This window comes from Delftia sp. 11MD, from assembly GCF_050907895.1.
GTDB lineage: Bacteria > Pseudomonadota > Gammaproteobacteria > Burkholderiales > Burkholderiaceae_C > Comamonas > Comamonas tsuruhatensis.
In genome coordinates this window covers 3895058-3920641 of the sequence record NZ_CP194333.1, presented here as the reverse complement: position 1 = coordinate 3920641, position 25584 = coordinate 3895058, and the positions used below count along the sequence as shown (strand labels likewise).

General features: G+C 66.3%; 24 protein-coding genes. 13 read left to right on the top strand and 11 right to left on the bottom strand.

Annotated elements, in window-relative coordinates; translation table 11 throughout:
- Positions 1 to 11: 11 nt before the first annotated feature.
- Positions 12 to 1487 carry an IMP dehydrogenase gene (guaB, locus tag ACRSCF_RS17685; RefSeq protein WP_013803023.1) on the top strand — a complete coding sequence of 492 codons (1476 nt, stop codon included), beginning with the start codon at positions 12 to 14 and terminating at the stop codon, positions 1485 to 1487.
- A gap of 113 nt (positions 1488 to 1600) precedes the next feature.
- Here the strand turns inward: guaB and ilvD are convergent, their stop codons facing one another.
- Entirely contained in the window at positions 1601 to 3295 is a 1695-nt protein-coding gene (ilvD, locus tag ACRSCF_RS17680; RefSeq protein ID WP_244386304.1) for a dihydroxy-acid dehydratase, read from the bottom strand.
- A 93-nt stretch (positions 3296 to 3388) separates the two neighbouring features.
- On the opposite strand from ilvD, the gene ACRSCF_RS17675 reads away from it, so the two are divergent.
- From ACRSCF_RS17675 to guaA, 4 genes are all read left to right on the top strand, one after another.
- Positions 3389 to 4318 carry a LysR family transcriptional regulator gene (locus tag ACRSCF_RS17675; protein WP_034364366.1) on the top strand — a complete coding sequence of 310 codons (930 nt, stop codon included), beginning with the start codon at positions 3389 to 3391 and terminating at the stop codon, positions 4316 to 4318.
- A 141-nt stretch (positions 4319 to 4459) separates the two neighbouring features.
- On the top strand, positions 4460 to 4747 hold the full coding sequence (locus ACRSCF_RS17670; protein ID WP_034364368.1) for a type II toxin-antitoxin system Phd/YefM family antitoxin: 288 nt from the start codon (positions 4460 to 4462) through the stop codon (positions 4745 to 4747).
- Entirely contained in the window at positions 4744 to 5178 is a 435-nt protein-coding gene (locus ACRSCF_RS17665) for a type II toxin-antitoxin system VapC family toxin (RefSeq protein ID WP_012204856.1), read from the top strand. The genes ACRSCF_RS17670 and ACRSCF_RS17665 overlap by 4 nt, the downstream gene beginning before the upstream one ends.
- A gap of 31 nt (positions 5179 to 5209) precedes the next feature.
- Positions 5210 to 6826, top strand: coding sequence for a glutamine-hydrolyzing GMP synthase (guaA, locus tag ACRSCF_RS17660; protein WP_034364424.1), 1617 nt, complete (start codon positions 5210 to 5212; stop codon positions 6824 to 6826).
- Between the two features lie 91 nt (positions 6827 to 6917).
- Here guaA and ACRSCF_RS17655 read toward each other — a convergent pair whose 3' ends face one another.
- Together ACRSCF_RS17655 and ACRSCF_RS17650 are read right to left on the bottom strand one after the other, a co-directional pair.
- Positions 6918 to 8789, bottom strand: coding sequence for a DUF2075 domain-containing protein (locus ACRSCF_RS17655; RefSeq protein WP_017406803.1), 1872 nt, complete (start codon positions 8787 to 8789; stop codon positions 6918 to 6920).
- Positions 8786 to 9160 (bottom strand): nucleotide pyrophosphohydrolase, encoded by a 375-nt coding sequence (locus ACRSCF_RS17650; protein WP_016448215.1) that lies wholly within the window; start codon positions 9158 to 9160, stop codon positions 8786 to 8788. Before ACRSCF_RS17650 ends, ACRSCF_RS17655 begins: the two co-directional genes overlap by 4 nt.
- 319 nt (positions 9161 to 9479) lie before the next feature.
- Between ACRSCF_RS17650 and ACRSCF_RS17645 the strand changes: the two genes are divergently transcribed.
- The gene (locus ACRSCF_RS17645) at positions 9480 to 10622 is read left to right on the top strand and encodes a DUF3883 domain-containing protein (protein ID WP_016448214.1); all 1143 of its coding nucleotides are present in this window, start codon (positions 9480 to 9482) and stop codon (positions 10620 to 10622) included.
- A 157-nt stretch (positions 10623 to 10779) separates the two neighbouring features.
- Positions 10780 to 12066, top strand: coding sequence for a M16 family metallopeptidase (locus ACRSCF_RS17640; protein ID WP_034364426.1), 1287 nt, complete (start codon positions 10780 to 10782; stop codon positions 12064 to 12066).
- A gap of 60 nt (positions 12067 to 12126) precedes the next feature.
- Here the strand turns inward: ACRSCF_RS17640 and ACRSCF_RS17635 are convergent, their stop codons facing one another.
- Together ACRSCF_RS17635 and ACRSCF_RS17630 are read right to left on the bottom strand one after the other, a co-directional pair.
- Positions 12127 to 12486 carry a 5-carboxymethyl-2-hydroxymuconate Delta-isomerase gene (locus ACRSCF_RS17635; RefSeq protein WP_237426717.1) on the bottom strand — a complete coding sequence of 120 codons (360 nt, stop codon included), beginning with the start codon at positions 12484 to 12486 and terminating at the stop codon, positions 12127 to 12129.
- A gap of 45 nt (positions 12487 to 12531) precedes the next feature.
- The gene (locus tag ACRSCF_RS17630; protein ID WP_244386302.1) at positions 12532 to 13512 is read right to left on the bottom strand and encodes a Bug family tripartite tricarboxylate transporter substrate binding protein; all 981 of its coding nucleotides are present in this window, start codon (positions 13510 to 13512) and stop codon (positions 12532 to 12534) included.
- Between the two features lie 105 nt (positions 13513 to 13617).
- Between ACRSCF_RS17630 and ACRSCF_RS17625 the strand changes: the two genes are divergently transcribed.
- Positions 13618 to 14562, top strand: a complete 945-nt coding sequence (locus ACRSCF_RS17625; RefSeq protein ID WP_244386301.1) for a LysR family transcriptional regulator — start codon at positions 13618 to 13620, stop codon at positions 14560 to 14562.
- Between the two features lie 40 nt (positions 14563 to 14602).
- On the opposite strand, the gene ACRSCF_RS17620 is transcribed toward ACRSCF_RS17625, so the two are convergent.
- Genes ACRSCF_RS17620 through ACRSCF_RS17610 form a run of 3 tightly spaced genes read right to left on the bottom strand, consistent with a single transcriptional unit; the run spans position 14603 to position 17091 of the window.
- The gene (locus tag ACRSCF_RS17620) at positions 14603 to 14902 is read right to left on the bottom strand and encodes a putative quinol monooxygenase (protein WP_012204863.1); all 300 of its coding nucleotides are present in this window, start codon (positions 14900 to 14902) and stop codon (positions 14603 to 14605) included.
- A 3-nt stretch (positions 14903 to 14905) separates the two neighbouring features.
- The gene (locus ACRSCF_RS17615; protein ID WP_016448208.1) at positions 14906 to 15925 is read right to left on the bottom strand and encodes a zinc-binding alcohol dehydrogenase family protein; all 1020 of its coding nucleotides are present in this window, start codon (positions 15923 to 15925) and stop codon (positions 14906 to 14908) included.
- A 59-nt stretch (positions 15926 to 15984) separates the two neighbouring features.
- The gene (locus ACRSCF_RS17610) at positions 15985 to 17091 is read right to left on the bottom strand and encodes an alkene reductase (protein WP_016448207.1); all 1107 of its coding nucleotides are present in this window, start codon (positions 17089 to 17091) and stop codon (positions 15985 to 15987) included.
- A 220-nt stretch (positions 17092 to 17311) separates the two neighbouring features.
- Here ACRSCF_RS17610 and ACRSCF_RS17605 point away from each other — a divergent pair, with 220 nt between their 5' ends.
- Positions 17312 to 17872, top strand: a complete 561-nt coding sequence (locus tag ACRSCF_RS17605) for a dihydrofolate reductase family protein (RefSeq protein WP_034364371.1) — start codon at positions 17312 to 17314, stop codon at positions 17870 to 17872.
- 29 nt (positions 17873 to 17901) lie between these two features.
- Here ACRSCF_RS17605 and ACRSCF_RS17600 read toward each other — a convergent pair whose 3' ends face one another.
- The 3 genes from ACRSCF_RS17600 to ACRSCF_RS17590 all read right to left on the bottom strand — a co-directional run bounded on the left by ACRSCF_RS17600 (position 17902) and on the right by ACRSCF_RS17590 (position 21648).
- Positions 17902 to 18852, bottom strand: coding sequence for a LysR family transcriptional regulator (locus ACRSCF_RS17600; RefSeq protein ID WP_244386300.1), 951 nt, complete (start codon positions 18850 to 18852; stop codon positions 17902 to 17904).
- Between the two features lie 133 nt (positions 18853 to 18985).
- Complete coding sequence (locus ACRSCF_RS17595; RefSeq protein WP_034364430.1) at positions 18986 to 20500, bottom strand: 4-hydroxyphenylacetate 3-hydroxylase family protein; 1515 nt, start codon at positions 20498 to 20500, stop codon at positions 18986 to 18988.
- A complete protein-coding gene (locus ACRSCF_RS17590) occupies positions 20500 to 21648 on the bottom strand; it encodes a branched-chain amino acid ABC transporter substrate-binding protein (RefSeq protein WP_034364373.1) in 1149 nt (382 codons plus the stop codon). Before ACRSCF_RS17590 ends, ACRSCF_RS17595 begins: the two co-directional genes overlap by 1 nt.
- Positions 21649 to 21937: 289 nt before the next feature.
- On the opposite strand from ACRSCF_RS17590, the gene ACRSCF_RS17585 reads away from it, so the two are divergent.
- From ACRSCF_RS17585 to ACRSCF_RS17570, 4 genes are read left to right on the top strand one after another with little or no spacing between them, the layout of a single operon-like run.
- Positions 21938 to 22855, top strand: coding sequence for a branched-chain amino acid ABC transporter permease (locus tag ACRSCF_RS17585; protein ID WP_034364375.1), 918 nt, complete (start codon positions 21938 to 21940; stop codon positions 22853 to 22855).
- Entirely contained in the window at positions 22855 to 24036 is a 1182-nt protein-coding gene (locus ACRSCF_RS17580; RefSeq protein WP_016452302.1) for a branched-chain amino acid ABC transporter permease, read from the top strand. Before ACRSCF_RS17585 ends, ACRSCF_RS17580 begins: the two co-directional genes overlap by 1 nt.
- Positions 24026 to 24853 carry an ABC transporter ATP-binding protein gene (locus tag ACRSCF_RS17575; RefSeq protein WP_034364433.1) on the top strand — a complete coding sequence of 276 codons (828 nt, stop codon included), beginning with the start codon at positions 24026 to 24028 and terminating at the stop codon, positions 24851 to 24853. Before ACRSCF_RS17580 ends, ACRSCF_RS17575 begins: the two co-directional genes overlap by 11 nt.
- Positions 24846 to 25544, top strand: a complete 699-nt coding sequence (locus tag ACRSCF_RS17570) for an ABC transporter ATP-binding protein (RefSeq protein ID WP_016448200.1) — start codon at positions 24846 to 24848, stop codon at positions 25542 to 25544. The genes ACRSCF_RS17575 and ACRSCF_RS17570 overlap by 8 nt, the downstream gene beginning before the upstream one ends.
- The last annotated feature ends 40 nt before the right edge of the window (positions 25545 to 25584 follow it).

Below are 25584 nucleotides of genomic sequence, written 5' to 3'. Positions count from 1 at the left end.
GGAGCTCTCACATGCGCCTTCTCGGTAAAGCCCTGACCTTCGACGACGTCCTTCTGGTCCCCGCTTTCTCCCAGGTCCTGCCCAAGGACACTTCGCTCAAGACGCGCTTTTCGCGCAACATCTCCCTGAACATTCCCCTTGTGTCCGCCGCCATGGACACCGTGACCGAGGCGCGTCTGGCCATTGCCATCGCGCAAGAGGGCGGTATCGGCGTCATCCACAAGAACATGACGGCCGAGCAGCAGGCCGCCGAAGTGTCCAAGGTCAAGCGCCACGAATCCGGCGTGGTGCACGACCCCGTGGTCATCACCCCCGAGCACACCGTGCTGCAGGTGCTGCAGCTGTCCGAGAACCTCGGCATCTCGGGCTTTCCCGTCTGCGACGGCGGCAAGGTGGTGGGCATCGTCACCAGCCGCGACCTGCGCTTCGAGACCCGCTACGACGTCAAGGTCAGCCAGATCATGACGCCGCGCGAGCGCCTGATCACCGTCAACGAGAAGGACGGCACCACGCCCGTGGAAGCCAAGGCCCTGCTCAACAAGCACAAGCTCGAACGCATCCTGGTCGTGAACGACGCCTTTGAACTCAAGGGCCTGATCACCGTCAAGGACATCACCAAGCAGACCACCTTCCCCAACGCAGCGCGTGACAGCGCAGGCCGCCTGCGCGTGGCCGCCGCCGTGGGCGTGGGCGAGGGCACCGAGCAGCGCGTGGAGCTGCTGGTCAAGGCCGGCGTCGATGCACTGGTGGTGGACACGGCCCACGGCCACAGCAAGGGCGTGATCGACCGCGTGCGCTGGGTCAAGCAGAACTACCCGCAGGTGGACGTCATCGGCGGCAACATCGCCACCGGCGCCGCTGCGCTGGCACTGGCCGAGGCAGGCGCCGACGCCGTGAAGGTCGGCATCGGCCCCGGCTCCATCTGCACCACGCGCATCGTCGCCGGTGTGGGCGTGCCCCAGATCATGGCCATCGACAGCGTGGCCCAGGCCCTGCAAGGCACGGGCGTGCCGCTGATCGCCGACGGCGGCATCCGCTTCTCGGGCGACATCGCCAAGGCCCTGGCCGCTGGCGCCTCGACCATCATGATGGGCGGCATGTTCGCCGGCACCGAAGAGGCTCCGGGCGAAGTCATCCTGTACCAGGGCCGTTCGTACAAGAGCTATCGCGGCATGGGCTCCATCGGCGCCATGCAGCAGGGCTCGGCCGACCGCTACTTCCAGGAATCGAGCACCGGCAATCCCAACGCCGACAAGCTCGTGCCCGAAGGCATCGAAGGCCGCGTGCCCTACAAGGGCTCCATGGTCTCCATCGTCTACCAGATGGCCGGCGGCGTGCGCGCTGCCATGGGCTACTGCGGCTGCGCCACCATCGAAGAGATGAACAACACGGCCGAGTTCGTGGAGATCACCGCCGCAGGCATCCGTGAATCGCACGTGCATGATGTGCAGATCACCAAGGAAGCGCCCAACTACCGCGCCGACTGATCCAGGTCCAGCGCCTTGGCGCGAGATGGAAAAGAGGTCCGGGCAGCCGCTGCCCGGACCTCTTTTTTTCGTGCGCTCACGAAGCTCAGATGGTGAAGCTCAGATGACGACGCTCAAATGGCGAAGTTGTCCAGCACCGCGCCCGAGCTGGCGCTCGATGCGTTGAACGCGAACTTGGCCTGCACGCCCCGCGTGTAGCGTGGCGCGGGGGCCTTCCATGCCGCACGGCGCTGGGCGAGCACGTCTTCGGGCACGTTCAGCTGCAGCTGCAATGCGTGCGCGTCGATGGTGATCGAGTCGCCCTCGTGCACCAGCGCGATGGTGCCGCCCACGGCCGCTTCCGGCGCCACGTGGCCGACCACCATGCCCCAGGTGCCGCCGGAGAAGCGGCCATCGGTGATCAGGCCCACGCTCTCGCCCAGGCCGGCGCCGATCAGGGCGCCCGTGGGGGCCAGCATTTCCGGCATGCCGGGGCCGCCCTTGGGGCCCAGGTAGCGCAGCACCATCACGTCGCCGGCCTGTATCCTGCCGTCGAGGATGGCCGCCAGTGCCGATTGCTCATCGTTGAACACGCGTGCCGGGCCGGTGATGACCGGGTTCTTCAGGCCCGTGATCTTGGCCACCGCACCTTCCGGGCTCAGGTTGCCCTTGAGGATGGCCAGGTGGCCCTGCGGGTAGAGCGCATCCGAGAGGGGGCGGATGACCTGGGGGTTGGGCGGTTCGTCAGGCACGCCGGCCAGGGTCTCGGCGATGGTCTTGCCCGAGATGGTGATGCAGTCGCCGTGCAGCAGGCCCGCATTCAGCAGGATCTTCATCACCTGCGGGATGCCGCCCGCCTGATGCAGGTCCACCGCCAGGTATCTGCCGCTGGGCTTGAGATCGCACAGCACCGGCACCCGCTGGCGGATGCGCTCGAAGTCGTCGATGGACCAGGGCACGCCGGCCGCATGGGCGATCGCGAGAAAGTGCAGCACGGCATTGGTGGAGCCTCCGGTCGCCATGATCACCGAGACCGCGTTCTCGATGGACTTGCGCGTCACGATGTCGCGCGGCTTGAGGTCCATCTTGATGGCCTCGATCAGCACCCTGGCGGATTCCTTGGCCGAGTTCTCCTTTTCATCATGGGGATTGGCCATGGTGGAGGAGTAGGGCAGGCTCATGCCCAGCGCCTCGAACGCGCTGGACATGGTGTTGGCGGTGTACATGCCGCCGCACGAGCCCGTGCCGGGAATGGCGTGCTGCTCGATGTCCTTGAGCTCCTGGTCGCTGATCTTTCCCGCGGCGTTCTCGCCGACGGCCTCGAACACGCTGACGATGTTCAGGTCCCGGCCTTTCCACCTGCCGGGCAGGATGGTGCCGCCGTAGACATAGATGGCCGGCACATTGGCGCGCAGCATGCCCATCATGCCGCCCGGCATGTTCTTGTCGCAGCCGCCGACCACCAGCACGCCATCCATCCACTGGCCGCCCACGCAGGTCTCTATGCAGTCGGCGATCACCTCGCGGCTGACCAGCGAGTACTTCATGCCTTCCGTGCCCATGGACATGCCGTCCGAGATGGTCGGCGTGCCGAACACCTGCGCGTTGCCGCCGGCCTCCTCGATGCCTGCGATGGCCGCGTCCGCCAGCCTTTGCAAGCCGGAGTTGCACGGCGTGATCGTGCTGTGGCCGTTGGCCACGCCGACCATGGGCTTCTTGAAATCCTCTTCCTTGTAGCCCATGCCGTAGAACATGGAGCGGTTGGCTGCGCGCGCCTTGCCTTCGGTGATGTGGGCGCTTCGGCGGTTGATCTGGTTCGGCGGGGTCATGGCATGTCTCTCGTTGTGGGGGTTGGATGAGTATGGGCCGACTGATTCATCTGATCCAATCCTATTCATCGGCATGATTGATATGCTGGGCATATGAATGAGCCCCCCATTGATCTGCGCGTCTGGCGGCAATTCCTGGCCGTGGCGGACGAGCTGCACTTCGGCCGCGCCGCATCGCGCCTGCACATGACGCAGCCGCCGCTCACCCAGGCCATCGCCCAGCTGGAGCGCAGCCTGGACGTGGCGCTGTTCGAGCGCTCAAGCCGCCATGTCGCCCTGACGCCGGCCGGCGAGGCGCTTGTGCCGCAGGTGCGTGAGCTTCTGGCGCGGGCGGCGGCGCTGCCGGGGATTGCGCGGGCTGCGGCAGCGGGAGAAGTGGGGCGCGTGCGGCTGGCCTTTGTCTCCACCATCGGCTTCACCCGGCTGCCGCTGTGGGTGCGGGACTTCGTGGCAGGCACGCCAGGTGTGGCGCTGGAGCTGGTCGAGGCCACCAGCGATGTGCAGATGGAAGCCTTCGAGCGCGGGCAGATTGATGCCGGGCTGATGCTGCATGCCCCCGGGCATGCGCCGGCCGGCCTGGAGCGCCTGGCCGTGGGACGGGAAGCCATGGTGCTGGCCCTGCCGCAGCAGCATGCGCTTGCCGGTGCGGACCGGCTGATGCTCGACGAAGTGCTGGAGCAGCCGCTGGTGATCTTTCCGCGCCGCATCATGCCCTCGCTCCATGACGCGGTGACGGATCTGTACCGACGGCACGGACATGTGCCGCGCATCGCGCAGCAGGCGATACAGATGCAGACCATCGTGAACCTGGTCTGGGGCGGTATCGGCCTGGCCTGGGTGCCCGCCAGCGTGATGCAGTTCTGCAGGCCCGGCGTGGTCTACCGCGAGGCGGTTTTCGCCAGCGCCCGTGCAGGCAGCAAACCCGTTGCCCTGCCGGTCTGCGAGACCAGCCTGGCCTGGCCGGCCGGAGCCATGTCGCCCGCGCTGGCGCGGTTTGTCGGCTTCGTGCGCGAACAGCGCTGAGTGGCGTTCACCGACAGCCCCCCCGAGGCAAGGCCCGCGAATATCCGCATGGTTCTGGTCTGAATTTTTGGAAATTCTGGCCAGAATGATAGAATTCGGGCCAGGCCGGACACCAGGCCTGCTTTTGTTTTCAGCCCCGCCATGCAATCTGTCGGTATCTACGAAGCCAAGACCCGTTTCTCCGCCCTGATCGAACTTGTCGAGCAGGGCGAGGAAGTGCGCATCACCCGCCACGGCAAGGAAGTGGTGCGCATGCTGCCGGTGCGCCGCCGCCCCGTGATCACCGACGAGCAGATCGCCCGCGAGCTGGAGCAGATGCAGGCGCTGCAGGCCACGGTGCGGCCGGCCCAGCCGGCCCAGCCGGCACAGTCGGCACAGGCGCCGAACTCCACTACCCGACTGCGCCACGCAGGCCGGAGCCAGGCATGACCTCCTTCGTGCTTGATGCCTCCGTCACCGCCGCCTGGCTGCTGCCCGATGCCGCCAGCGTGCACACCCAGCGCCTGTATACCCGCATCCGCCGCCACGAAGTGGACCCGCAGGCGCCCAACCTCTGGCAGTGGGAGTGCGGCAACCTGATCGCCTCGGGCGTGCACGGCGGCCGCATTCCGCACAGCTCGGTCGAAGGCCTGTGGGGCGTGCTCGAGGCCATCCGCCACCGCGTGGAGCTGCACGAGCTGGCACCCGCCCAGCACAAGGCCGTGCTCGACGTGGCGCTGGACACCCGCCTGCCGGTCTATGACGCGGCCTACCTGTGGCTGGCCCAGTCGCTGCGCCTGCCGCTGGCCACCTTTGACGCGGCCCAGGCCGCCGCCGCCCGCAAGCGCGGGCTGGCGCTGCTGGCCCCTGAAGATTTCTGATCCCCTCCCATCACCTTTGCCTGAGATGACCATGCAACACGACAAGATCCTCATTCTTGACTTCGGCTCCCAAGTCACCCAGCTGATCGCCCGCCGCGTGCGCGAAGCCCATGTCTACTGCGAAGTCCACCCCTGCGACGTCAGCAGCGACTGGGTGCGCGAATTCGCCGCCGACGGCCGCCTCAAGGGCGTGATCCTGTCGGGCAGCCACGCCAGCGTCTACGAAGTGGACGACCGCGCCCCCGACGCCGTGTTCGAGCTGGGCATTCCCGTGCTGGGCATCTGCTACGGCATGCAGACCATGGCCACCCAGCTGGGCGGCAAGGTCGAAGGCTCGCACACCCGCGAATTCGGCTACGCCGAAGTGCGCGCCCATGGCCACACCGAACTGCTCAAGGGCATCGAGGACTTCGCCACGGCCGAAGGCCACGGCATGCTCAAGGTCTGGATGAGCCACGGCGACAAGGTCACCGAGCTGCCCCCGGGCTTCAAGGTCATGGCCTCCACGCCGTCCTGCCCCATCGCCGGCATGGCCGACGAGGCGCGCCGCTTCTACGCCGTCCAGTTCCACCCCGAAGTCACGCACACCGTGCAGGGCGCGGCCCTGCTCAACCGCTTCGTGCGCGAGATCTGCGCGGCGAATGCCGACTGGATCATGGGCGACTACATCGAGGAAGCCGTCGCCAAAATTCGCGAGCAGGTGGGTGACGAGGAAGTCATCCTCGGCCTGTCGGGCGGCGTGGATTCGTCCGTGGCTGCAGCCCTGATCCACCGCGCCATCGGCGACCAGCTGACCTGCGTCTTCGTGGACCACGGCCTGCTGCGCCTGAACGAAGGCGACATGGTCATGGAAATGTTCGAAGGCAAGCTGCACGCCAAGGTCATCCGCGTGGACGCCAGCGACCTGTTCCTGGGCAAGCTGGCCGGCGTCAGCGAGCCCGAGGCCAAGCGCAAGATCATCGGCGGCCTGTTCGTGGACGTCTTCAAGGCCGAGGCCGCCAAGCTGAAAGCTGGCGACGGTGGCCACAAGGGCGCCACCTTCCTGGCCCAGGGCACCATCTACCCCGACGTCATCGAGTCGGGCGGCGCCAAGAGCAAGAAGGCCGTCACCATCAAGAGCCACCACAACGTCGGCGGCCTGCCCGAACAACTGGGCCTGAAGCTGCTCGAGCCCCTGCGCGACCTGTTCAAGGACGAAGTGCGCGAACTCGGCGTGGCCCTGGGCCTGCCGCGTGAAATGGTCTACCGCCACCCCTTCCCGGGCCCGGGCCTGGGCGTGCGCATCCTGGGTGAAGTCAAGAAGGAATACGCCGACCTGCTGCGCCGCGCCGACGCCATCTTCATCGAGGAACTGCGCAACTGGACGGACGAAGCCACCGGCAAGAACTGGTACGACCTCACCAGCCAGGCCTTCACCGTCTTCCTGCCCGTCAAGAGCGTGGGCGTCATGGGCGATGGCCGCACCTACGACTACGTCGTGGCCCTGCGCGCCGTGCAGACCAGCGACTTCATGACCGCCGACTGGGCCGAGCTGCCCTACGGTCTGCTCAAGAAGGTGTCTGGCCGGATCATCAACGAAGTGCGCGGCATCAACCGCGTGACCTACGACGTGTCGACGAAGCCGCCGGCGACGATTGAGTGGGAATGATTGCGCAATAGGAAACGGCCGGGGTCGTCCGGCCGTATTTCCGAATCAAGCCCGCGGCACTGCGGGCTTTTTTCTGCCCGCCCGCCGTTGTTCAGTGGGATGCTGGAATAGCCGAATGCTCGCGCAGGTATGCCCTCAGCTTCGCGTCCGTGGCATACACATAGCACCCCTTCATGCCACGGGTCATCAAGGTGCGATAGGTGTTCTTGATGATGCTTTCCGCCAGCCGTGCGGCCTCGGCAGGCTGCTCCTTCGTCATCTTCACGAATCCCTTCATGGTCTTGTCATGTCTGTCCCTGGCTCGGGGCACTGCCACCAGCGTGTCGCCCATGATGGTCAGGTCTGGCCCGATGATGACTCCCACATAGTCCACTTCCAGCCCCTGGCAGGTGTGTATGCAGCCGACCTGTGCCACAGAGTTCGGTGCCACGATCCAGAGGCTGCCGTCCTGGTCCAGATTCCATTGGCGCTCGTAGTCTCCGATGACTACGTCCATAAGCTTGGGATTCTTCTTGCTGTTCCATGGCCAGCAGTAACCAGCCACAACGCGTGCCCGGTTGTTGGCGTTCTTCGTCTCGATGGCCTTGTGCAGATCCGAGGGGTCGTCAAACACCTGAAAGTCAAACGGAATATCTGCAAGGCTAGGGTTGGCGGTAGTTCGGATCTGCAACGTATGGTCTACCCAGGCCAGATAGCCGTCGGAGCCGGCGCACCGAAATTGGGAAGTCAGCGAATATTCCTCTACCTCAGCATTCCGCTCGGCTGCAAACTTGCGGATGATCTCCTTGGAACCTACATCCTTGAGAGTCACGCGCTGGTCTTCGTCGATGAAAAAGATGCTGCACTTGGCAGCTTCTATCAGCTCCTTGACCTGATGGGTGCCCAGATTCCCATAGAAGCCGCTTTTTTCGGTTAGGCGATGTGCTTCGTCCACGACCAAGACATCAAAGGCATCCTGCACGGTTTCCGTGAAGGAGCCTGATCCGCCGAAAAGATTGACCAGATGTGCGTTGTCGCGCGTCTGTATCAGCTTGTCGCTATAGACAGCGCGTGGGGCAGCGTTCTTGGAAATGTATTTGACGGTCAAGCCTTCGCGCAGAGCCGCAAGCAGGTTGACGGCGATCACCGACTTGCCGGTTCCAGGACCGCCCTCAATGATCAAGACGCGAGGCCTGCCGCTGGCGCTGGCCTGGCGGCATGCGGCCTTCGCAGCCTCGAACACTTCCTTCTGGTCGTCGATTAGCGCGAACTCGCTGTTGCCCTTCAGCAGCTTGCCGACCACATCCGCCAGCGCTTTGGATGGCCGCATCCTTCCTCGTTCAAGATCGAACAGCACCTGGCGGCCTCGGCCATGCCGGATGTGCTGTTTGATGAACTCGCGGAGTTTCTTGCGGTCTTCATCACCTTTCAGGAACAAAGGTGCCCGCTCGATATAGGGCTGGTACTGGGGGGAGTCGATGATGCCATCGGCGGCATAGTTGTGCAGGTAGGCGCAAGGCTTCAGCTGCAGCCCGCCGTCATAGATGGCCTCATTGAACCCCTCCAGAAATGCCGTGTACGACCACGCCTGGTAGCTGGGGTGAATGCGCGCCTGGTCAGGGCGCATTCCACCGCGCAAAAGCACGATGGCATCGCGGTCGGTGGCGCCGACCGATGACCATTGCTTGAGTTCGACCACCACCAGCCGTCGAGAGCCGTCGTCGGCATGTCCGGCAAGAATGACATCGATGCGTTTTGACGATTGCGGCAGGATGAATTCGACAGCGACCCCGATGTCGGGTGCGATTTCCGGGTCACGCAGAAGGCGGGCAATGTAGCCCAGCGACTCGCGCCATGATCGGATCTCCGCCTTGGCTACCTTGCGGTGAGTCGCTGCCTGGTACTTCGCGTAGATGACGTCTTCAATATCGCGTTCGTCGTAGTCGAGCAGGAATTGTGTCTTCTCGGCCTGATAAACGATCATGGCTCGGGCAGCTGGTCGTATTTGGTGCTGACGCCGCGCGACGCCTCGACAGGGTATTTGGCGGCGTTGGAAGCCAGCTTGCTGGCGATGGCTGCGTTGAGGTCCACGTCCAGCACATCCGCCAAGCGGATGAGGTACAGGGCGACATCGGCCAGTTCGTCGCGTACCGCCGAGGCGGTTTTAGGATTCGAGGCGGCCGAATGAGAGTCGGCCTCGGTCATCCATTGGAATATTTCGGTCAACTCACCCACCTCGCCCGAGAGAGCCATGACCAGATTCTTGGGTGAATGGAATTGCTGCCACTCCCGCTCTTGCGCAAACTGCCTCAGCGCGTGTACCGCGCCCGTCACGTCAATCAGACTTTTGTCCACATCCAGACCCTTTCGGAACGGATTGTTACCTATTCTGCAGTTCCTAGGACTCAGAGACCTGAAGTATCGCTGCGCCTAGGAAGATTCTGAGCCCGGGCGAGGCTTGGATGTAAGAACTAGCCGCCTGATTCCCAGGCCAGGTGCAAGCACTTGCGCGCAGACAGACGAAGTCCAGTGTTCCCCATGAAAGACATGGCTGCTACCAGACCAAGCATGCGTTTGTAACGTAAAGTACTATTTCTTTGCAATTTGCTGTGTGCTGCTGCGGACCTAGCCCGTGGGTATTGATTCCGCATGAAGATACTTCTCCCAAACGCTGATGGCTGTTGAAATCTCTCGCCTTCAAAGTCCTGCGGCCGTTCAGGCGGCGTTGGACGAGTTTTCACGTCTTGGTCGGACGGCATTCCTGAAGCGATACGGATTCGGAAAATCGCGCGATTTCTTGGTTCGCAATGCAAGAACCGGGCAGCTATGCGACTCCAAGGCCATCGTCGGAGCTGCGTTCGGCCATCAGTTCCCGCAGGAGGGACCGCTCAAGCCGACTGATTTCTCCGGTGGAGAGGCCACCGTCGTTCCTCGATTGCAGCATCTGGGCTTCGATGTCGTGCGCATTGGTGAAGACTGGACCTTCGATGAGGTGCAGGCCACGGTCGCGTCATATTTCGAGATGCTTTTGCTGGAGGCCGAGCAGCAGCGCTACACCAAGACCGAATTCAATGCGCAGTTGCGCCAGCGGCTGCGTGAGCGCAGCAAGGGATCGGTGGAGCTGAAGTTCCAGAACATCAGCGCCGTCCTGCATGACCTGGAGCTGCCCTTCATCCGCGGCTACAAGCCCCGGAGCAACGCTCAGCTTCTGTTGCGTCAGGCGGTGCAGCAGTTCGTCCTGAATCAGCCGGGCCTGGTTTCCCGTGTGGTGGATGCGATGGAGGAGGTCAAGACGTCTGCTGAGCAGAGCTTTCATGCCTGCCTGGTTGAACCGCCTGCGCTGGAGACAGTGGCGCAGTTGGCGAAAGACGGCGCCAAGGTCAGATTTCCACGCAAGACGAACTGGGCCCAGCGGGATGAAGCCAACCGGCATCTTGGCCGTGCCGGAGAGCAGTGGGTCATCGGATTCGAGCAGCGGCGACTTGTCCATGCCGGGTATCCGGAGCTTTTCCAGCAGCTGGACTGGGTGTCTGACCGGCTCGGCGACGGGAGCGGCTACGACATCCTCTCGCATGAGCGGCCCGGCGAGCATCGCTTCATCGAGGTCAAGACCACCAATGGCGGGCATGCCTCGTCCTTCATCATCAGCCGCAACGAACTGGATTTCGCAGCAGAGGCCGGGGATGCCTTCCATCTCTACCGGGTTTTTCAGTTCCGGGAGGAACCAAGGCTCTACATCCTGAACGGGCCGCTGGCGGACCAGCTGCACCTGGAGCCCATCGATTTTCGGGCGTCGTTCCGGCGCCTGGTGGGCTAACGCGCAGGTCGGCCGGGCCAGAGCTCCCCGCAGCTTTGAGCACAGGCACATGAAAGAGGGCTGAAGAGGGCTGCCCTGCGCATCCTCTGGAGCGCGACGACAATAGCCCATGATTCAAGAAAAACCCCTGGCGGCAACCGAACTGGAGCGGCCTGCCATGGCCTTGCGCACTCTTGCGAACGGAGTCCGGCTGCTGGCTCTGCCCATGCCGCATTTGCAGAGCGTCAGCGTGGGTGTGTTCCTGCGCGTGGGCTCCCGCGACGAGACCTCCACCAGCAACGGCATCAGCCATGTGCTGGAACACATGGCGTTCAAGGGCACGCACACGCGTTCCGTGCAGGAGATCAACCTGGATGCGGAGCGGCTGGGTGCGGAGGTCAACGCCTTCACCGGCAAGGACATCACCGGCTATTTCATGACCGGCCTGGGCTGGCATGCGCAGGCCTTGCTGGGAATGATTGCGGACATCGTGCTGAACAGCGTGTTTCCCGAGCATGAATTGCAAAGGGAGCTGCAGGTGATCCGGCAGGAGGCCATCGAGTACGAAGAGGACCCGGAGGACAGCGCCGGCGATCTGCTGGACCGCGCCATCTGGGGCGACGACCCCATGGGCATGCCGGTGATCGGCACGGTGGCCAATATCGAAGGCTTCACGCGGCAGGATCTGGTGCGCCATGTGCAGTCCCATTACGTGGGAGAAAAGACCGTCGTCGTCGCGGCCGGAAACTTCGATGTGCCGGCCTGGCTGGAGCAGGCGGCGCAGCTGTTCGCCGGCATGCCTGCGTCGGCCGATCCCGCTGTGGCGTTGCCCCCTCAGCCCGCAAAGTATGTGGGGCAGGCCCTGGCGCAACGCTTCACGCAGGTGTCCCAGGTGTTCGTGAACCTGGCCTATCCCCTGGTGTTCGAGCCGTTGCAGGGCGAGCATCCGCAGCGTGCGCGTCTCGTGGCCTCGCTGGCGGCCCATCTGCTGGGCGAGGGGATGTCGTCGCCCCTGGTCGATACCGTGCGCGAGCGGCTCGGACTGGCCTATACGGCCTATGCGGCGATGGAGGGCGGTGACGTCTGGGCCAATTTCATCGTGCATGCGGTCACGACGCCGGACAAGCTCGAAGCGCTGGTGGCAGCGACAGGCGGCCTGCTGCGCGCCCAGGCGGCCGGCATTGACCCCGTGCATCTGGAGCGGGCCAAGAACCAGCTGGCGGTCTCGCGGGTGCGCGCGGGCGAGCGGACCTACGCCACCATGGAGCGGGCTGTCGAGGACCTCTTTGCCCATGGCAGCGTGACATCCGTGGCCGAAACGCTGGCGATGATCGATGGCATCGGTGCCGAGGAAGTGCGCAAGGTCTTCGAGCGCATGCTGGCCCACCCTCCGGCGGTGGCCATCACCGGCAAGGGCGCCAATGCCCGGACCGTGCGGCAGCTGGCCGCAGGCCTGGCGGCCTGAGCCGGCAGCGCGCGGCCAGCGGCCAGCGGCCAGCCGCAACACATGGCGCTTTTCCCGTTGTCATGGAATTGGGGGAGCGGACTGCGGCGCGTTCCATTGCCGCTTGAGGTAGTGCGACTTCGGGTGCTCCTGCAGGAACACGCAGCACTGCACCCACGCCGCTGACTCCGGGTGCGCGTCGACGGCGCGCGAGAGATGCTCGAACACGGCCTCGGCCATGGCCGAGCACATCTGCGGCGGGCGCGGGTTGGTCAGCGTCAGGGTGGCGATCAGTTGCTGCGCGTGGGGGTCCTCGCCGCACAGTCCGACGGCGATGGGTGCCACGCGCGACTTCAGGTCCGCGAGCCGTGCCCATCCGCGCTCGGCCAGCGCAAGGTGCATGGCGTGCAGGACCGGCTCCCACTGGATCGACGGGAGCAAGGATGGCGATACCTCGATGGCGATGTGCGGCATGGGGCGGCGCCTTCAGTCGAGCTTGATGCCGACTTCGCGGATCAGCGTCTGCCAGCGTGCCCGCTCGCTGTCCAGCAGGCGTGCGAATGCCTGGGGCGAGTTGTCGATGGGCACCGAGCCGAGTTCGGCCAGCCTGTCCTGCGTGGCCTTGGCCGCCAGCGCCGCGCCCATGTGCTTGACCAGCCAGGCCTTGCGGTCGGCCGGGGTCGCGGCGGGCGCGAGGAAGCCGTACCAGCCGCTGATCTCGGCGTCCGCGCCCGATTCCTTGAGCGTGGGCACGCCGGGCAGCGCGGGAATGCGCCTGGCGGACGTCACCGCCAGCGCCTTCAGGCACCCGCTTTGCACATGCTGCAGGATGGCCGGCGTGGCTTCGAACACCATCTGCACCGTGCCGCCCAGCACGTCGTTGAGTGCAGGTGCGGAGCCGCGGTAGGGAATGTGCAGGATCGAGGTGCCGGTCTGGCGCTTGACGAGTTCTCCCGCCAGGTGCTGCGGCGTGCCGTTGCCGGCGGATGCGTAGGAGAACTTGCCCGGGTTCTTGCGCAGCCATTCGAGCGCCTCCTTGGCCGTGGTCGCCGGGAAGGAGGGATGCACGGCCCAGATCAAGGGCACCGAGGCGGCCCATGCCAGCGGTGTGAAGTCCTTGGCCGGATCGAAGTTGAGCCTGGAGTACAGCGCCGGGTTCGCGGCCATGGGGCCGAGTGCGCCCAGCAGCAGCGTGTAGCCGTCGGCCTCTGCGCGTGCCGCCGCCTCCGTGCCGATGTTGCCGCCCGCACCGCTGCGGTTGTCCACGATCACCGTGCTGCCGCTGTCCGTCTGCAAGGCATTCGCCATCAGGCGGGAGACGGCATCGGTGGTCGCACCTGCCGGATAGGGGCAGATGATGCGTATGGGCTTGGAAGGGAATGCCTGTGCGCGCGCCGAGGGGCTTGCGCCCATGGCTGAAATGGCCGTCGCCGTGCTGGCGTACTGAAGGAAGTTGCGTCGTTTCATCGGTGCTCTCGTGACCAGAGTTGTCTCGTGGCCGTAGTGTCGGCAGGCCCTTGTTTCTTCGCAATTCGCATTTTCTGGCCGCGCCTATCGGATAATCCGATGGCCATGTCCGCACGCAACCGCGACCCCCTTGATCTCGTCTCATTGCGCCAGTTGCGCTATTTCGTGTCGGCGATGCGGGCGCACAGCTTCAGTGCGGCATCGCGCGATGCCTCGATCTCGCAGGCGGCGCTGTCGGAGCAGATCGCCTTGCTGGAATCGACCCTGGACGTGCAGCTGTTCGACCGTGCGAGCGGGCGCGCCGTAGCCACGGCCTCCGGACATGAGCTCGACCGCCGGGTGTCGGCCTGCCTCAGTGAGCTGCAGGCGGCGCTGCGCGACGTGCAGGCGCGTGCGAGCACCGTGGCGGGCCTGGTGCGCATCGGCTTGGTGCAGTCCTACGCGGGATGCTGGGTACTGCCCGTCGTGCGCAGGGCCCAGGCGCAGTGGCCGCAGCTGGCGATCGCACTGCGCAGGCGCACCGCACAGGCCTTGGTGGAGGGCGTGTTGCGTGGCGATTTCGATCTTGCCGTCAGCTTCGACCCGGAGCCGCATGCCGATCTGGAGATCCTGGCCTGCTTCGACGAGCCCGTGGTGGCCGTGGGATTGAAGCCCCGCCGGCGGCGACGCCTGCTGGAGCTCAGCGAGGTCGCGAACCACCCCCTGGCCTTGCTGCCAAGCGAATACGCCATGCGGCGCCAGCTCGACAACGCCTTTGCGGCGCAGGGGCTGAAGCCGGGCGTGCATCTGGAGTCCGATACGCTGGAGGACCTGGTGCATGCCGCCCGTGAAAACGGCATGGTCGCGCTGCTCAACGGTGCCGCGGCAATGAGCCTGGACGTGCAGGACGCAGTCCCGTTGGCCGAAAGAAATCTGGGCCGGCAAGCCTGCCTGGTGCGCTCGCGCAGCCGTCACCACGGCTTTGCCGCCCAGTACGTATGGGACCAGCTGTCGGCGGCAACCCCCACGCTGCCGCCAGCGTGGGGGCGGCGCGTTGCAGCCGCGCGCTAGTCGTCGGCCGGATCCGTACCGCCCGGACCCGTACCGCCCGTCAGGGCACTTCCTTCAGGCCCACCAGTTGCAGGGGGCGTGCCAGCAGTTCGTCGAAGCGTTTCTCGAACGCCTTGAAGTACGGCATGCTGAAGTGCGCATCCAGCGCTGCCTGGTCCCTGAATGACTCCCGCATGTAGAAGGTGCCGGGGGTGTCCGCCAGTTCGAACAGCGTGTAGTCCAGGCATCCGGCCTCTTGCCGGGTGAATGGCACCAGCGCGCGCAGGGCGTCGCGCAGCTGGTCTTGCTGGCCGGCCTTCGCCTCGAGGATGGCCAGGTTGAAAATGGTCTCTGTCTTCATGGCTCAGCCCCAGTTCTCCAGCACCACCTTGCCGCGCGCCTTGCCCGACTCGATCAGGGCATGGGCGCGCTTGAGGTTGTCGGCGTTGATGCTGCCGAAGCGCTCGGCCAGCGTGGTGCGGATCAGGCCGGCATCGACCAGTGCGGCAACCTCGTTGAGCAGGCGGTGCTGGCCGATCATGTCGTCGGTGCCGAACAGGGCGCGGGTGAACATCAATTCCCAGTGCACCGACACGGACTTGCGCTTGAGCTTGGTGATGTCCAGCGACGCGGGATCGTCGATCAGGCCGAATTTTCCCTGGGGCGCGATCGCCTCGACGATCTGTGCGAAGTGCAGGTCCGTCTGCGTGAGGCTCACGATGAGGTCCACCGTGGGAAAGCCGATGCGCTTGAGTTCGTCGGCAATCGGCTGGCTGTGATCGATCACGTGGTGGGCGCCGAGCTCCTTGACCCAGGCCTGCGTCTCGGGCCGCGATGCGGTGCCGATGACGGTAAGGCTGGTCAGCCGCGTGGCCAGCTGCGTGAGGATGGAGCCCACGCCGCCGGAGGCGCCGATGATGAGCAGCGTCTTGTGGCTGGGGTGCTTGCCCGGCGCGATGCCCAGGCGGTCGAACAGCATCTCCCATGCGGTGATGGCGGTCAGGGGCAGGGCCGCAGCCTGTGCGAAGTCCAGCGACCTGGGTGCGTGGCCCACGATGCGCTCGTCCACCAGGTGCAGTTCGCTGTTCGTGCCAGGGCGCGCAATGGAGCCGGCGTACCAGACGCGGTCGCCCGGCTTGAACAGCGTGACTTCGGGGCCCACGGCCTTGACGATGCCGCTGGCATCCCAGCCCAGCACCTTGTGCGTTTGCCCCTCGGCGGGCGCGCCGCTGGCGCGCACCTTGGTGTCCACCGGATTGACGGACACGGCCCTGACTTCGACCAGCAGGTCGCGGCCGGTGGCCACGGGATCGGGCAGGGTGATGTCGATCAGCGATTCGGGTTGGCTGATGGCCTGGGGTTTCTGGTATCCAACGGCTTTCATGGTCGTGCTTTCAAAGGTTGAGGAAGAGGGGATAGCAAGGAGGGCGAGCAAGGAGGGTTTCAGGCAGTGGCCAGGGCTGCGTAGTCCGAGTAGCCGCGCGCGTCGCCGCCAAACAGGGCCTTCGGATCGAATGCGGCCAGCGGCGCCTGGGCGGCGTAGCGCGCCGGCAGGTCCGGGTTGGCAATGAAGGGGCGGCCGAAGGCGACGAGGTCTGCCAGGCCCTCGTGCAGGATGGCTTGGGCGCGCTCCGCGTCGTACTTGCCCGCAACGATCACCTTGCCCTGGTAGGCGCGGCGCAGCGCGTGGCGGAAGTCCTGCGGAATCTCGGGCGCATCGTCCCAATCGGCTTCCGACAGGTGGATGTAGGCCAGGCCGATCTCGTCGAGCCTGCTGGCCAGATGCAGGATGGTCTCGATGATCTGCGGGCAGTTCATGTTGCGCTGCGTGATGAAGGGCGCCAGGCGGATGCCGGTGCGCTCTGCCCCGACCTCGCCCGCCACGGCGGCCGCGACCTCTTCGGCGAAGCGCGTGCGCTGGGCGATGCCGCCGCCGTAGGCGTCGGTGCGGTGGTTGGAGGTGGTGCGCAGGAACTGATCGATCAGGTAGCCGTTGCCGCCGTGGATTTCCACGCCATCGAAACCGGCACGCATCGCATTGGCCGCGCCCCTGCGGAAGTCGCCGATCACGTCCTGGATGTCCTGTGCGCTCAGTGCGCGCGGTACGGGGCAGTCGACCATGCGGCCGACACCGTCGTCGCCGACCACCCAGACCTGCGCTTGGGGCGACAGCGCCGAAGGCGCGACCGGCAGGCCATCGGCGTGAAAGCTGGCATGCGACATGCGGCCAACGTGCCACAGCTGCAGCACCATGCGCCCGCCGGCGGCGTGCACCGCGTCCGTGACGCGGCGCCAACCGTCCACCTGCGCCTCTGAATAGATGCCGGGGGTGAAGCTGTAGCCTTGGCCCTGGCGGGAGATCTGGGTGGCTTCCGAGACGATCAGGCCGGCGCTGGCGCGTTGTGCGTAGTAGGTGGCCATCAATGCGTTGGGCACGTCGCCTGGCTGGCTGGTACGGCTGCGCGTCATGGGGGCCATCACCATGCGGTTGGGCAGGCTGAGCGGGCCGAGCTGCAGGGGGCGAAACAGGGGCGTGGAGGCGGTGGTCATGCGGTTCCTTGGCGGAGCTGTAGAGGTGTTGGGGTGGGAGCGGAAACCCGGTTCGCAAGTCGTCTGGGCATGGAGCGATGTTGACCTGGGTGTTTCAATTGAAAAAGACCCGCAGGACTGAAGGCGGCTTCAAAAGAAATTTGACGATGGGGTCCAGGCGCGGCCTGCACGACACCCGGGCGGATGGCCGTGCCGCGCCTGCCTGGCTACCATCTCCCCCATGAAAACCCAATACTTCGCCGCCACCTCACTCGACGGATTCCTGGCCACCGAGGACGACTCCCTGGACTGGCTGTTCCCGCTGGGCGACATGCAGGCCACGGGCTACCCGGAGTTCATTGCCGGCGTGGGCGCGCTGGCCATGGGGTCGGCCACCTACGAATGGATGCTGCGCCACGCGGAGACGGTGGCCAGGGAGACCGGGGCGGCGTGGCCCTATACGCAGCCTGCCTGGGTGTTTTCCAGCCGTGCGCTGCCTGGTATTCCGGGTGCCGATGTCCGGTTTGTCAGCGGTGATGTGCGTGCCGTGCATGCGCAGATGCAGGCTGCGGCAGGCGGGCGCAACCTTTGGATCATGGGAGGCGGGGACCTGGCGGGGCAGTTTTATGACGCAGGCCTGCTGGACGAGATGATCCTGAGCGTGGGCTCGGCCACGCTGGGCCGGGGCAAGCCGCTGTTCCCGCGCCGGGTGCTGCATCCGGTGTTGCGTTTGTTGTCCGTGCGGCAGATCGGCGAGGGCATGGCGGTGCTGCATTACGAGGTGCGCAAGAGCACGAGCTGACGGGCTCCCTGATTCGGTCTGCGCGCCGCTCAGTTCGCCTCCCCGCGCCCAGGCGCCGTCATCCCCGGAATGTATTCATTGGAGATGAAGCTGCGGCAGCGGTGCATGAAGGCTTCCACCACATGGCGGGGCTTTTGTTCGCGGGCCCAGGCCAGGCCCAGTTTCATGGGGCGGTGGTTGCCGTTCAGGTGCAGGTTGACGATCTTCTTGCCGTCCAGCGCGTGGGAGTTGCGCGGGCGCACGTTGACCAGGGAGTAGCCCACGTCGTTGGCGACCAGGGAGCGCACCACGTCGGGGCTGGCGCTGCGGGCCGCGATCAGGGGCGAGACGCCGGCTTCGCGGAACAGCGACATGAAGTATTCACGGCTCAGGGGCAGGTCCAGCAGGACCATGGGCAGCTGGGCCAGCGCCTCCAGCGTGGTGGAGCGGTGGTTGGCCAGCGGATTGAGTTCGCTGACGATGACCATGGGCGGCAGCTGGGCCAGGGGCTCGAAGCAGATGTCCGATTCGGCCACCAGCAGGTCGTAGGTGATGGCGACATCGATCTGCGCGGTGCGCAGCTTGTGGATCAGGCCTTCCTGGTGGTCCTCGATCTGCGTGACCGTGGCCTTGGGCTGGGCGCGCGCGAATCCCTGGCACAGCTCGGGGGCGACCATGGCCGCCAGCGTGGTGAAGCAGCCCACGCGCACGGGGCCGCGCACCTGGCTTTGCGCGCTGCTGGCCACGTCGTACAAGGCCATGGCCTGGTCGAGCAGGCTGCGGATCTCCCGCAGGACTTCGGCGCCTGCGGGCGTGACGGACAGGCCTTGCGCATGGTGGCGCACGAACAGCGGCACCTGCAGCTCCGCCTCCACCTGGGTGATGGCCGAGGAGATGGACGAGGGCGAGACGTGGATGCGGTTGGCGGCCTCGGCAATGCTGCCGAACTCGCCCGCTGCCACGCAGTATTCCAATTGTCTGAAGGTCAGTCGTGTCAGCACGGTGTGCAAGAGGTGGAGAGGGGGAGGGCGGCCAGGGTGATCCGCCGCGTAGTTGACCAAGCGGCGGACCGCGCTGCAAGAGGCCCTTCCCGCAAGGCGCCTGCATTGTGCGGCGGTCGGGACCCGGCAGCCTTCAGTCGCTGGCGTTGTGATTGCGAAACCATTGCGCCACCGCACCGTCGCCCTGGGCCGGCGCCTGCGTGGCCTTCACGCGGTCCGTCAGCCCGGCGGACTTGCCCACGAAGTCCAGCGGCGCATCCCAGTTGAAGTGCCGGTACACGGCCGCCGTCTGGGCGTAGGGCGGGCATTGCGCAAACAGCTGGAAGCTGAGCCGGTGGCCGGCGTGGTCCGAGTCGAGCAGGTCGCGCGCATAGGCCAGCAGCCTGCGGCGGTCGTCGGCCTGCGATTGCGGGCCGAGCGTGTAGAACTTGCGCAGCCAGGGGCCGGTTTCCTCGTTCTCGAAGCTGGCGTGGTCCGGCGTCAGGCAGACCTGGCCGCCGCACAGCTCGCGCACGGTGTTCATCATGTGGTGCAGCTGGCCGGTGGCCAGCGACCGTCCCGTGAACAGCAGGGACTGGTTGGGCATCATCAGCCCGGCCGGGCTGCGCTCGGCCAGCGCGATGGCGGCCGTGAGGTGGGCATTGATGCCTTCGCGGTAGCAGGCCAGGCCGGCCAGCCTGTCCTGCACGGCCTGCAGCTTCTCCACGCCGGTCTGGCGCGCGTTGTGCAGGGCCGTGCCTATCAGCATGTCGGCCAGCTTGAGGCTGCGCTGCAGGAAGGTGAAGGCCGAGTAGCGGTGCAGCGTCTCGCGCAGGAAATGGGCGGCCCGGGTGTGGCGGTAGAACAGCACGTTCTCCCAGGGAACCAGCACGTCGTCGAAGACCACGATGGCATCCACTTCGTCGAAGCGATGGCTCAGCGGGTGGTCCTGGGCCGATGCGCGGGCGGCCAGGCCCGGGCGGCAGATGAAGCGCAGGCCGGGCGCGCCCAGGTCGCAGATGAAGCCTATGGCGTATTCGGACTGCGCAGCGTCGCCCCAGTGCGCCAGCCCCGGCTTGGTGAAGGCCTGGTTGGCATAGGCGGCGGCGGTCTCGTACTTGGCGCCGCGCACGATGACGCCTGCATCGGTCTCCTTGACCACATGCAGCAGCACGTCGGGGTCCTGGTCCTGCGGCAGGCGCGAGCGGTCGCCCTTGGGGTCGGTGTTGGCCGATACGTGGAACAGGTCGCCACGCACCACGCGGCGGATGTGGGTGCGGATGTTGGCGGAAAAGCGCGGGTCCAGCTCGTTGAGCACGTCCTGGCCATCGAACAGCGACCACATCTCGCCCACGCTCTCGTCGCCCACGCGCATGACCACGCCGCCCATGTCCTCCAGCAGCAGGTCGGTGGCGCGGCGCTTGTCCCACCAGTCCTGGCGCGTCAGCGGCAGCTTGTGGGCGATGGGGTGGCGCTCGCCGTCGCCTTCGTCGTAGGTGAGCGCGTCGCGCAGCGTGGCCTCGTGCTGCAGGTCGTACATGCGCGCGCGGATGTCCACCAGCGGCTTGAACATGGGGTGGGTGGTCACGTCTTTGACGCGCTCGCCGTTCATCCAGACCCGCCGGCCATCGCGGATGGAGTCGCGGTACTGGCTGCCTGTCCTGATCATCAGCGGCTGGCCCACTTGCCGTCTTTGACCTCGTGCAGCTGCAGCTCCACGGGCACCTGCGTCTGGCCGTTGGCGTCGAAGGTCACGGTACCGGTCACGCCGTCGTAGCGTATGGCGCGGATGGCCTTGGCCACGGCCTGCCGGTCCTTGGTGCCTGCCGTCTTGAGCGATTGCAAAAGGATGCCGGTGGCGTCGTAGGCGTACTTGGTGTACGGGCTCTCGGAGTCGGCATAGCCCTTGGCGGCATAGGCGCGGCTCATGGCGTCCAGACGGGGGTTGGTCTGCGATTTGGGCGTGCCGACGATGGTGCCGTCCGCGGCCGGGCCGGCGATCTGGATGAGCTGCGGATCGAAGATGCCGCTGATGCCCAGCATGGGCTGCTTCATGCCCAGCTCGGCCATCTGCTTGCGCACGATGCCGGCCTCGGTGATCACGCCGCCGAAGTAGACCGCGTCGGGGTTCAGGCTCTTGATCTTGGTGAGGATGGAGCGGAAATCCGTGGTGCCCACGGGATAGCTTTCCTCGGCCACCACGCTGCCTTTTTCTGCCTTGTAGAAGCTGCCGAACGAGGCCAGGTTGGCGCGCCCGTAGTCGCTGGTGTCGGCAATGATGGCGATCTTTCTTGCGCCCAGGCCCGTGGCGGCCCAGGCGGCCAGGGGCTTGTTCTCGTTGACCAGGGTGGGCGTCACGCGCGTGGTGTTGGCGAAGTTCTGGTCGGTGATCTTGGGGCCGATGGCGCCCCAGACGATGAAGGGCATCTGCACGCGGTTGAACACCGGCAGCGTGGCCAGGGCCACGGGGCTGTTCCAGTGGCCTATGGCGCCCACCACGTCGCGGTCGTTGACCAGCTTGAGCGCGGCGGACACGCCGGTCTGCGGGTCGGAGGCATCGTCCAGCACCACGCCCTCCACCTTGAACGGCACGCCGGCCGTGGCATTCCACTGGTCTATGGCCAGCAGGAAGCCGTTCTTCGCGCCCAGGCCCTGCTGTGCGTTGCCGCCGCTGACGGGGCCGATGAAGCCCAGCTTCACGGTGGACTGGGACCAGGCCGCGCCGCAGGCCAGCGTGGCGGCGGCCAGCGCCAGGGCGGATGCGGCAAGGCGCCGGCGCGATGGCAGGAGGGCGGTGGATGTCGTGAAGGCTTGCATGGTCGGTCGGTCCTGTTCGGGTGAAGACGAAGGGCAGCCATGGCGGCCCGGGCGGGGCCCGGGGCGGCGGGGCGCCACGGTGCATGGCGGGCTGGCCGGCGCTGTCTGGCAACGCCGCCGGATCAATGTATCGCCGCACCGGCCCGGGACTGGATCGCGTTTTCCGAAGCAGCGCCTCGGCAAAAGCGACGCAGGTTTTGCGCGGTTTCTTGCTTCAATGGTTGCGTGACATGGAGACAAGCGAAGCCCCGCCAACCCGGCCGAACCCGACACAAGAGGAACCCTATCGATGCATGACGCGCTGTTCCAGCAACTCATCAACTGGCTGACCCTGGGCTGCATCTACAGCCTGCTTGCCCTGGGTTTCAGCCTGTTGTTTGGCGTGCTGCAGGTGATTCACTTTTCCCATGGCGACGTGGCCATGGTCGCCCCCTTCATCGCCCTGGCGGCCGTGCAGGCCCTGGCCACCGCGCTGGGCGGCTCGGCCCCCTGGCTGGTGCTGGGCCTGGCCTGCCTGGTGGCCATTGCGGCGGTGGGAGGGCTGGGCGTTGCCCTGGACCGGCTGGTGATCGGCCGCTTTCGCAATGCGCCGGCCATGATGCCACTGGTGGCCACGGTGGCGCTGGGCATCGTGATCCGCGAGCTGATCCGCCACCTGTACCCGCAGGGCAGCAATCCGCACGCGTTCCCGGCGATTGCGCAGGGGGCCGTTCCCACCCCGTTCGGGCCGCTGCCCCTGATCAGCGTGGTCTCGGTGCTGGTGGCGGTGGCGCTGGTGGGCGTGTTGCTCTATGTGCTGCACCACACGCCCATGGGCATGCGCATACGCGCCGTGTCGCAGGACCGCGAAACCGCGCGGCTGTTCTCGATTGCGCCGGGGCCGGTGTTTCGCAACACCTTCTTCATTGCCTCGGCCACCGGCGCGGTGGGCGGCATCTTCCTGGCCAGCTATGCGGGCGTGGTGCGCTTTGACTTCGGCGTGCAGGCGGGGCTGATCGGCTTTTCCGCCGCAGTGGTCGGCGGCCTGGGCCGGCTGGGGGGCGCCATTGTCGGCAGCCTGCTGATTGCGGCCATCGAGACCATCGTGCAGGGCTATGTGCCCAACGGCACCTCGTACCGCCTGGTGTTCGTGTTCGCCCTGGTGATCCTGGTGCTGATCTTTCGCCCCGCCGGCCTGTTCGGCGTTCAGAAAATGGAGAAGGTGTGATGCAGACAACGACGATACAGGCGCCGCCGCAGGCGGCACCACGGAGTGCGGGCTCGGCCGCCATCGTGCTGGGCGTGGCCCTGGCGGGCGCCGTGCTGCTGCGCCAGTTCCTGCTGGCCGAAAGCTGGATCACGGTGCTGGCGCTGCTGGCCTGCTTTGCCGTGGCCCTGGTCGCGGTGCAGAAACGCCCGGTGGTGGAAGACCGCATCGTGGCTGCCTTCGGCCAGTGCAGGCCGCTGGCCGTGGGCACGGGCGTGGTGCTGGCCCTGGTGTTTCCGTGGGTGCTGGGCGGTGACAGCTACGCCATGCACCTGATGATCATCGCCTGCCTGTACGCGGTGCTGGCGCTGGCGCTGAACTTCCAGCTGGGCAGCGCCAACATACCGAACTTCGCCACTGGCGCGTCCTACGGCATCGGCGCCTATGCGTCAGCCCTGCTGGCCATCCACTTCGGCGTGAGCTTCTGGATCTGCCTGCTGGTGGCCGCCGCCGTGGCCACGGTCTTCGGCTTTTTGCTGGGCCTGCCGTCCATGCGCACCCGCGACAGCTACCAGGCGCTGGTGACGATCGCCTTCGGCATCGTCGTGCACCAGCTGCTGATGAACCTGGAGTGGACGGGCGGCGCCAACGGCCTGGTGGGCATTCCTTCGCCCACATTGTTCGGGCATTCGTTCAACGACCCCATCACGCTGTGGGGCCACAGCCTGCCGGGACAGGCCAACTTCTACTACGTGGCCGTCGCCCTGCTGGGGCTGGCCATCGTCTCGGCGCAGCGCCTGCACAGCTCGCGCGTGGGACTGGCCTGGAATGCCCTGCGCGACGACGAGATCGCCGCACGCGCATGCGGCATCAACGTCACCTGGTTCAAGGTCAAGGCCTTTGCGGTGGACGCCTTCCTGGCGGGCTTTGCGGGCACGGTGTATGCGTTCTATGTGAGCTTCATCTCGCCGGACAACTTCACCTTCCTGGTGTCGGTGACCATCATGACGCTGGTGATCGCAGGCGGCATGGACAACACGCTGGGCGTGATCGTCGGCGCCTTCCTGCTGACCATGCTGCCGGAGAAGCTGCGGGCGTTTTCCGACTACCGCATCCTGTTCTACGGCCTGGTGGTGATCGCCTTCCTCATCATCCGCCCGCGCGGCATCTTCCCCCAACGGGTGCGCAACCATGAGCATTGATTCCCATCCCACCCACCATGCCGCGCCCGCAGGCCCGCTGGTCCTTGAGGGGCGTGGCCTGACCATGCGCTTCGGCGGCCTGACGGCGGTGCAGGGCGTGGACATCCACCTGGCGGCGGGCGAGGTGCTGGGCATCATCGGGCCCAACGGCGCGGGCAAGTCCACCTTGCTGAACCTGCTGACCGGCATCTACCAGCCCACCGAGGGCGAGGTGCTGCTGCAAGGCCGCTCGCTCAAGGGCATGGCCGCGCACGACATCGCGGGCGCCGGCATTGCGCGCACCTTCCAGACCAGCCGGCTGTTCGGCTCGCTGAGCGTGCTGGACAACGTGATCATCGGCATGCACGCGCGCACCCGCTGCGGCGTGCTCACCGCGCTGCTGCGCCCGGCCGTCTCGCGCGCCGAGATGAAGCGCTGCGCCGAGCGCGCCTGCGCGCTGCTGCAAAGCGTGTCCAGCGACCTGCACCAGCGCCGCAACGTGCTGGCCAGCAGCCTGCCGCAGGCCGACCGCCGCCGCCTGGAGATTGCGCGCGCCCTGGCCTCCGAGCCCCGCATCGTGCTGCTGGACGAGCCCTCCAGCGGCATGGACGACCGCGACACCGATGCGCTGATCGCCGACATCCAGCGCCTGCGCGAAGGCAATCCGGCGCTGGGCTTCATCATCATCGAGCACGACATGCGGCTCATCGCCACCTTGCCGCACCGCGTGATGGTGCTGGACTACGGACGCAAGATCGGCGACGACAGCTTCGAGGCGGTGCGCCGGCTGCCGCGCGTGCAGGAAGCCTATCTGGGCAGAAAGGCCAGCCATGCTTGAACTGGACTCCATCAGCACGCGCTATGGCGTGGTGAACATGCTCAACCAGGTCTCGCTGCAGGTGCCCGAGCACAGCATCGTCTGCCTGCTGGGCCCCAACGGCGCGGGCAAGACCACCACCTTCAAGGCGATCGCGGGCCTGCTGCCCGTGCACCACGGCGCCATCCGCGTCATGGGCCAGCCGCTGGCGCGCATGCGCACCGAGGACCTGGCCGGCCTGGGCGTGGGCTTCGTGCCCGAAGGCCGGCGCCTGTTTGCCGAGCTGACCGTGCAGGAGAACCTGAAGATCGGCCACGACGCGCTGCGCCCGCAGCAGGGCTTTGCCCAGGCGCTGGAGCGTGTGGTGGCCCTGTTCCCCCGGGTGGGCGAGCGCCTGTCGCAGGCGGCCGGAACGCTGTCCGGCGGCGAGCAGGCCATGGTGGCGCTGGGCCGCGTGCTCATGGGCGAGCCGCGCCTGGTGGTGATGGACGAGCCCACGCTGGGCCTGTCGCCCAAGCTCATCGAGGAGTACTTCGAGACGGTGCAGCGCATCCACAGCCAAGGCATCACCGTGCTGCTCATCGAGCAGAACGCCGAGGCGGCGCTGTCCATCGCCCACACGGGCTATCTGCTGCTCAAGGGCCAGCTGGTGGCCTCGGGCACGGCCAGCGAGCTGCTGGCCAACGACGTGGTGAAGCACCTGTACCTGTAGCGCCGCACGGGCGGCCTTCACCTCCTTCCCTTTTTTGTTG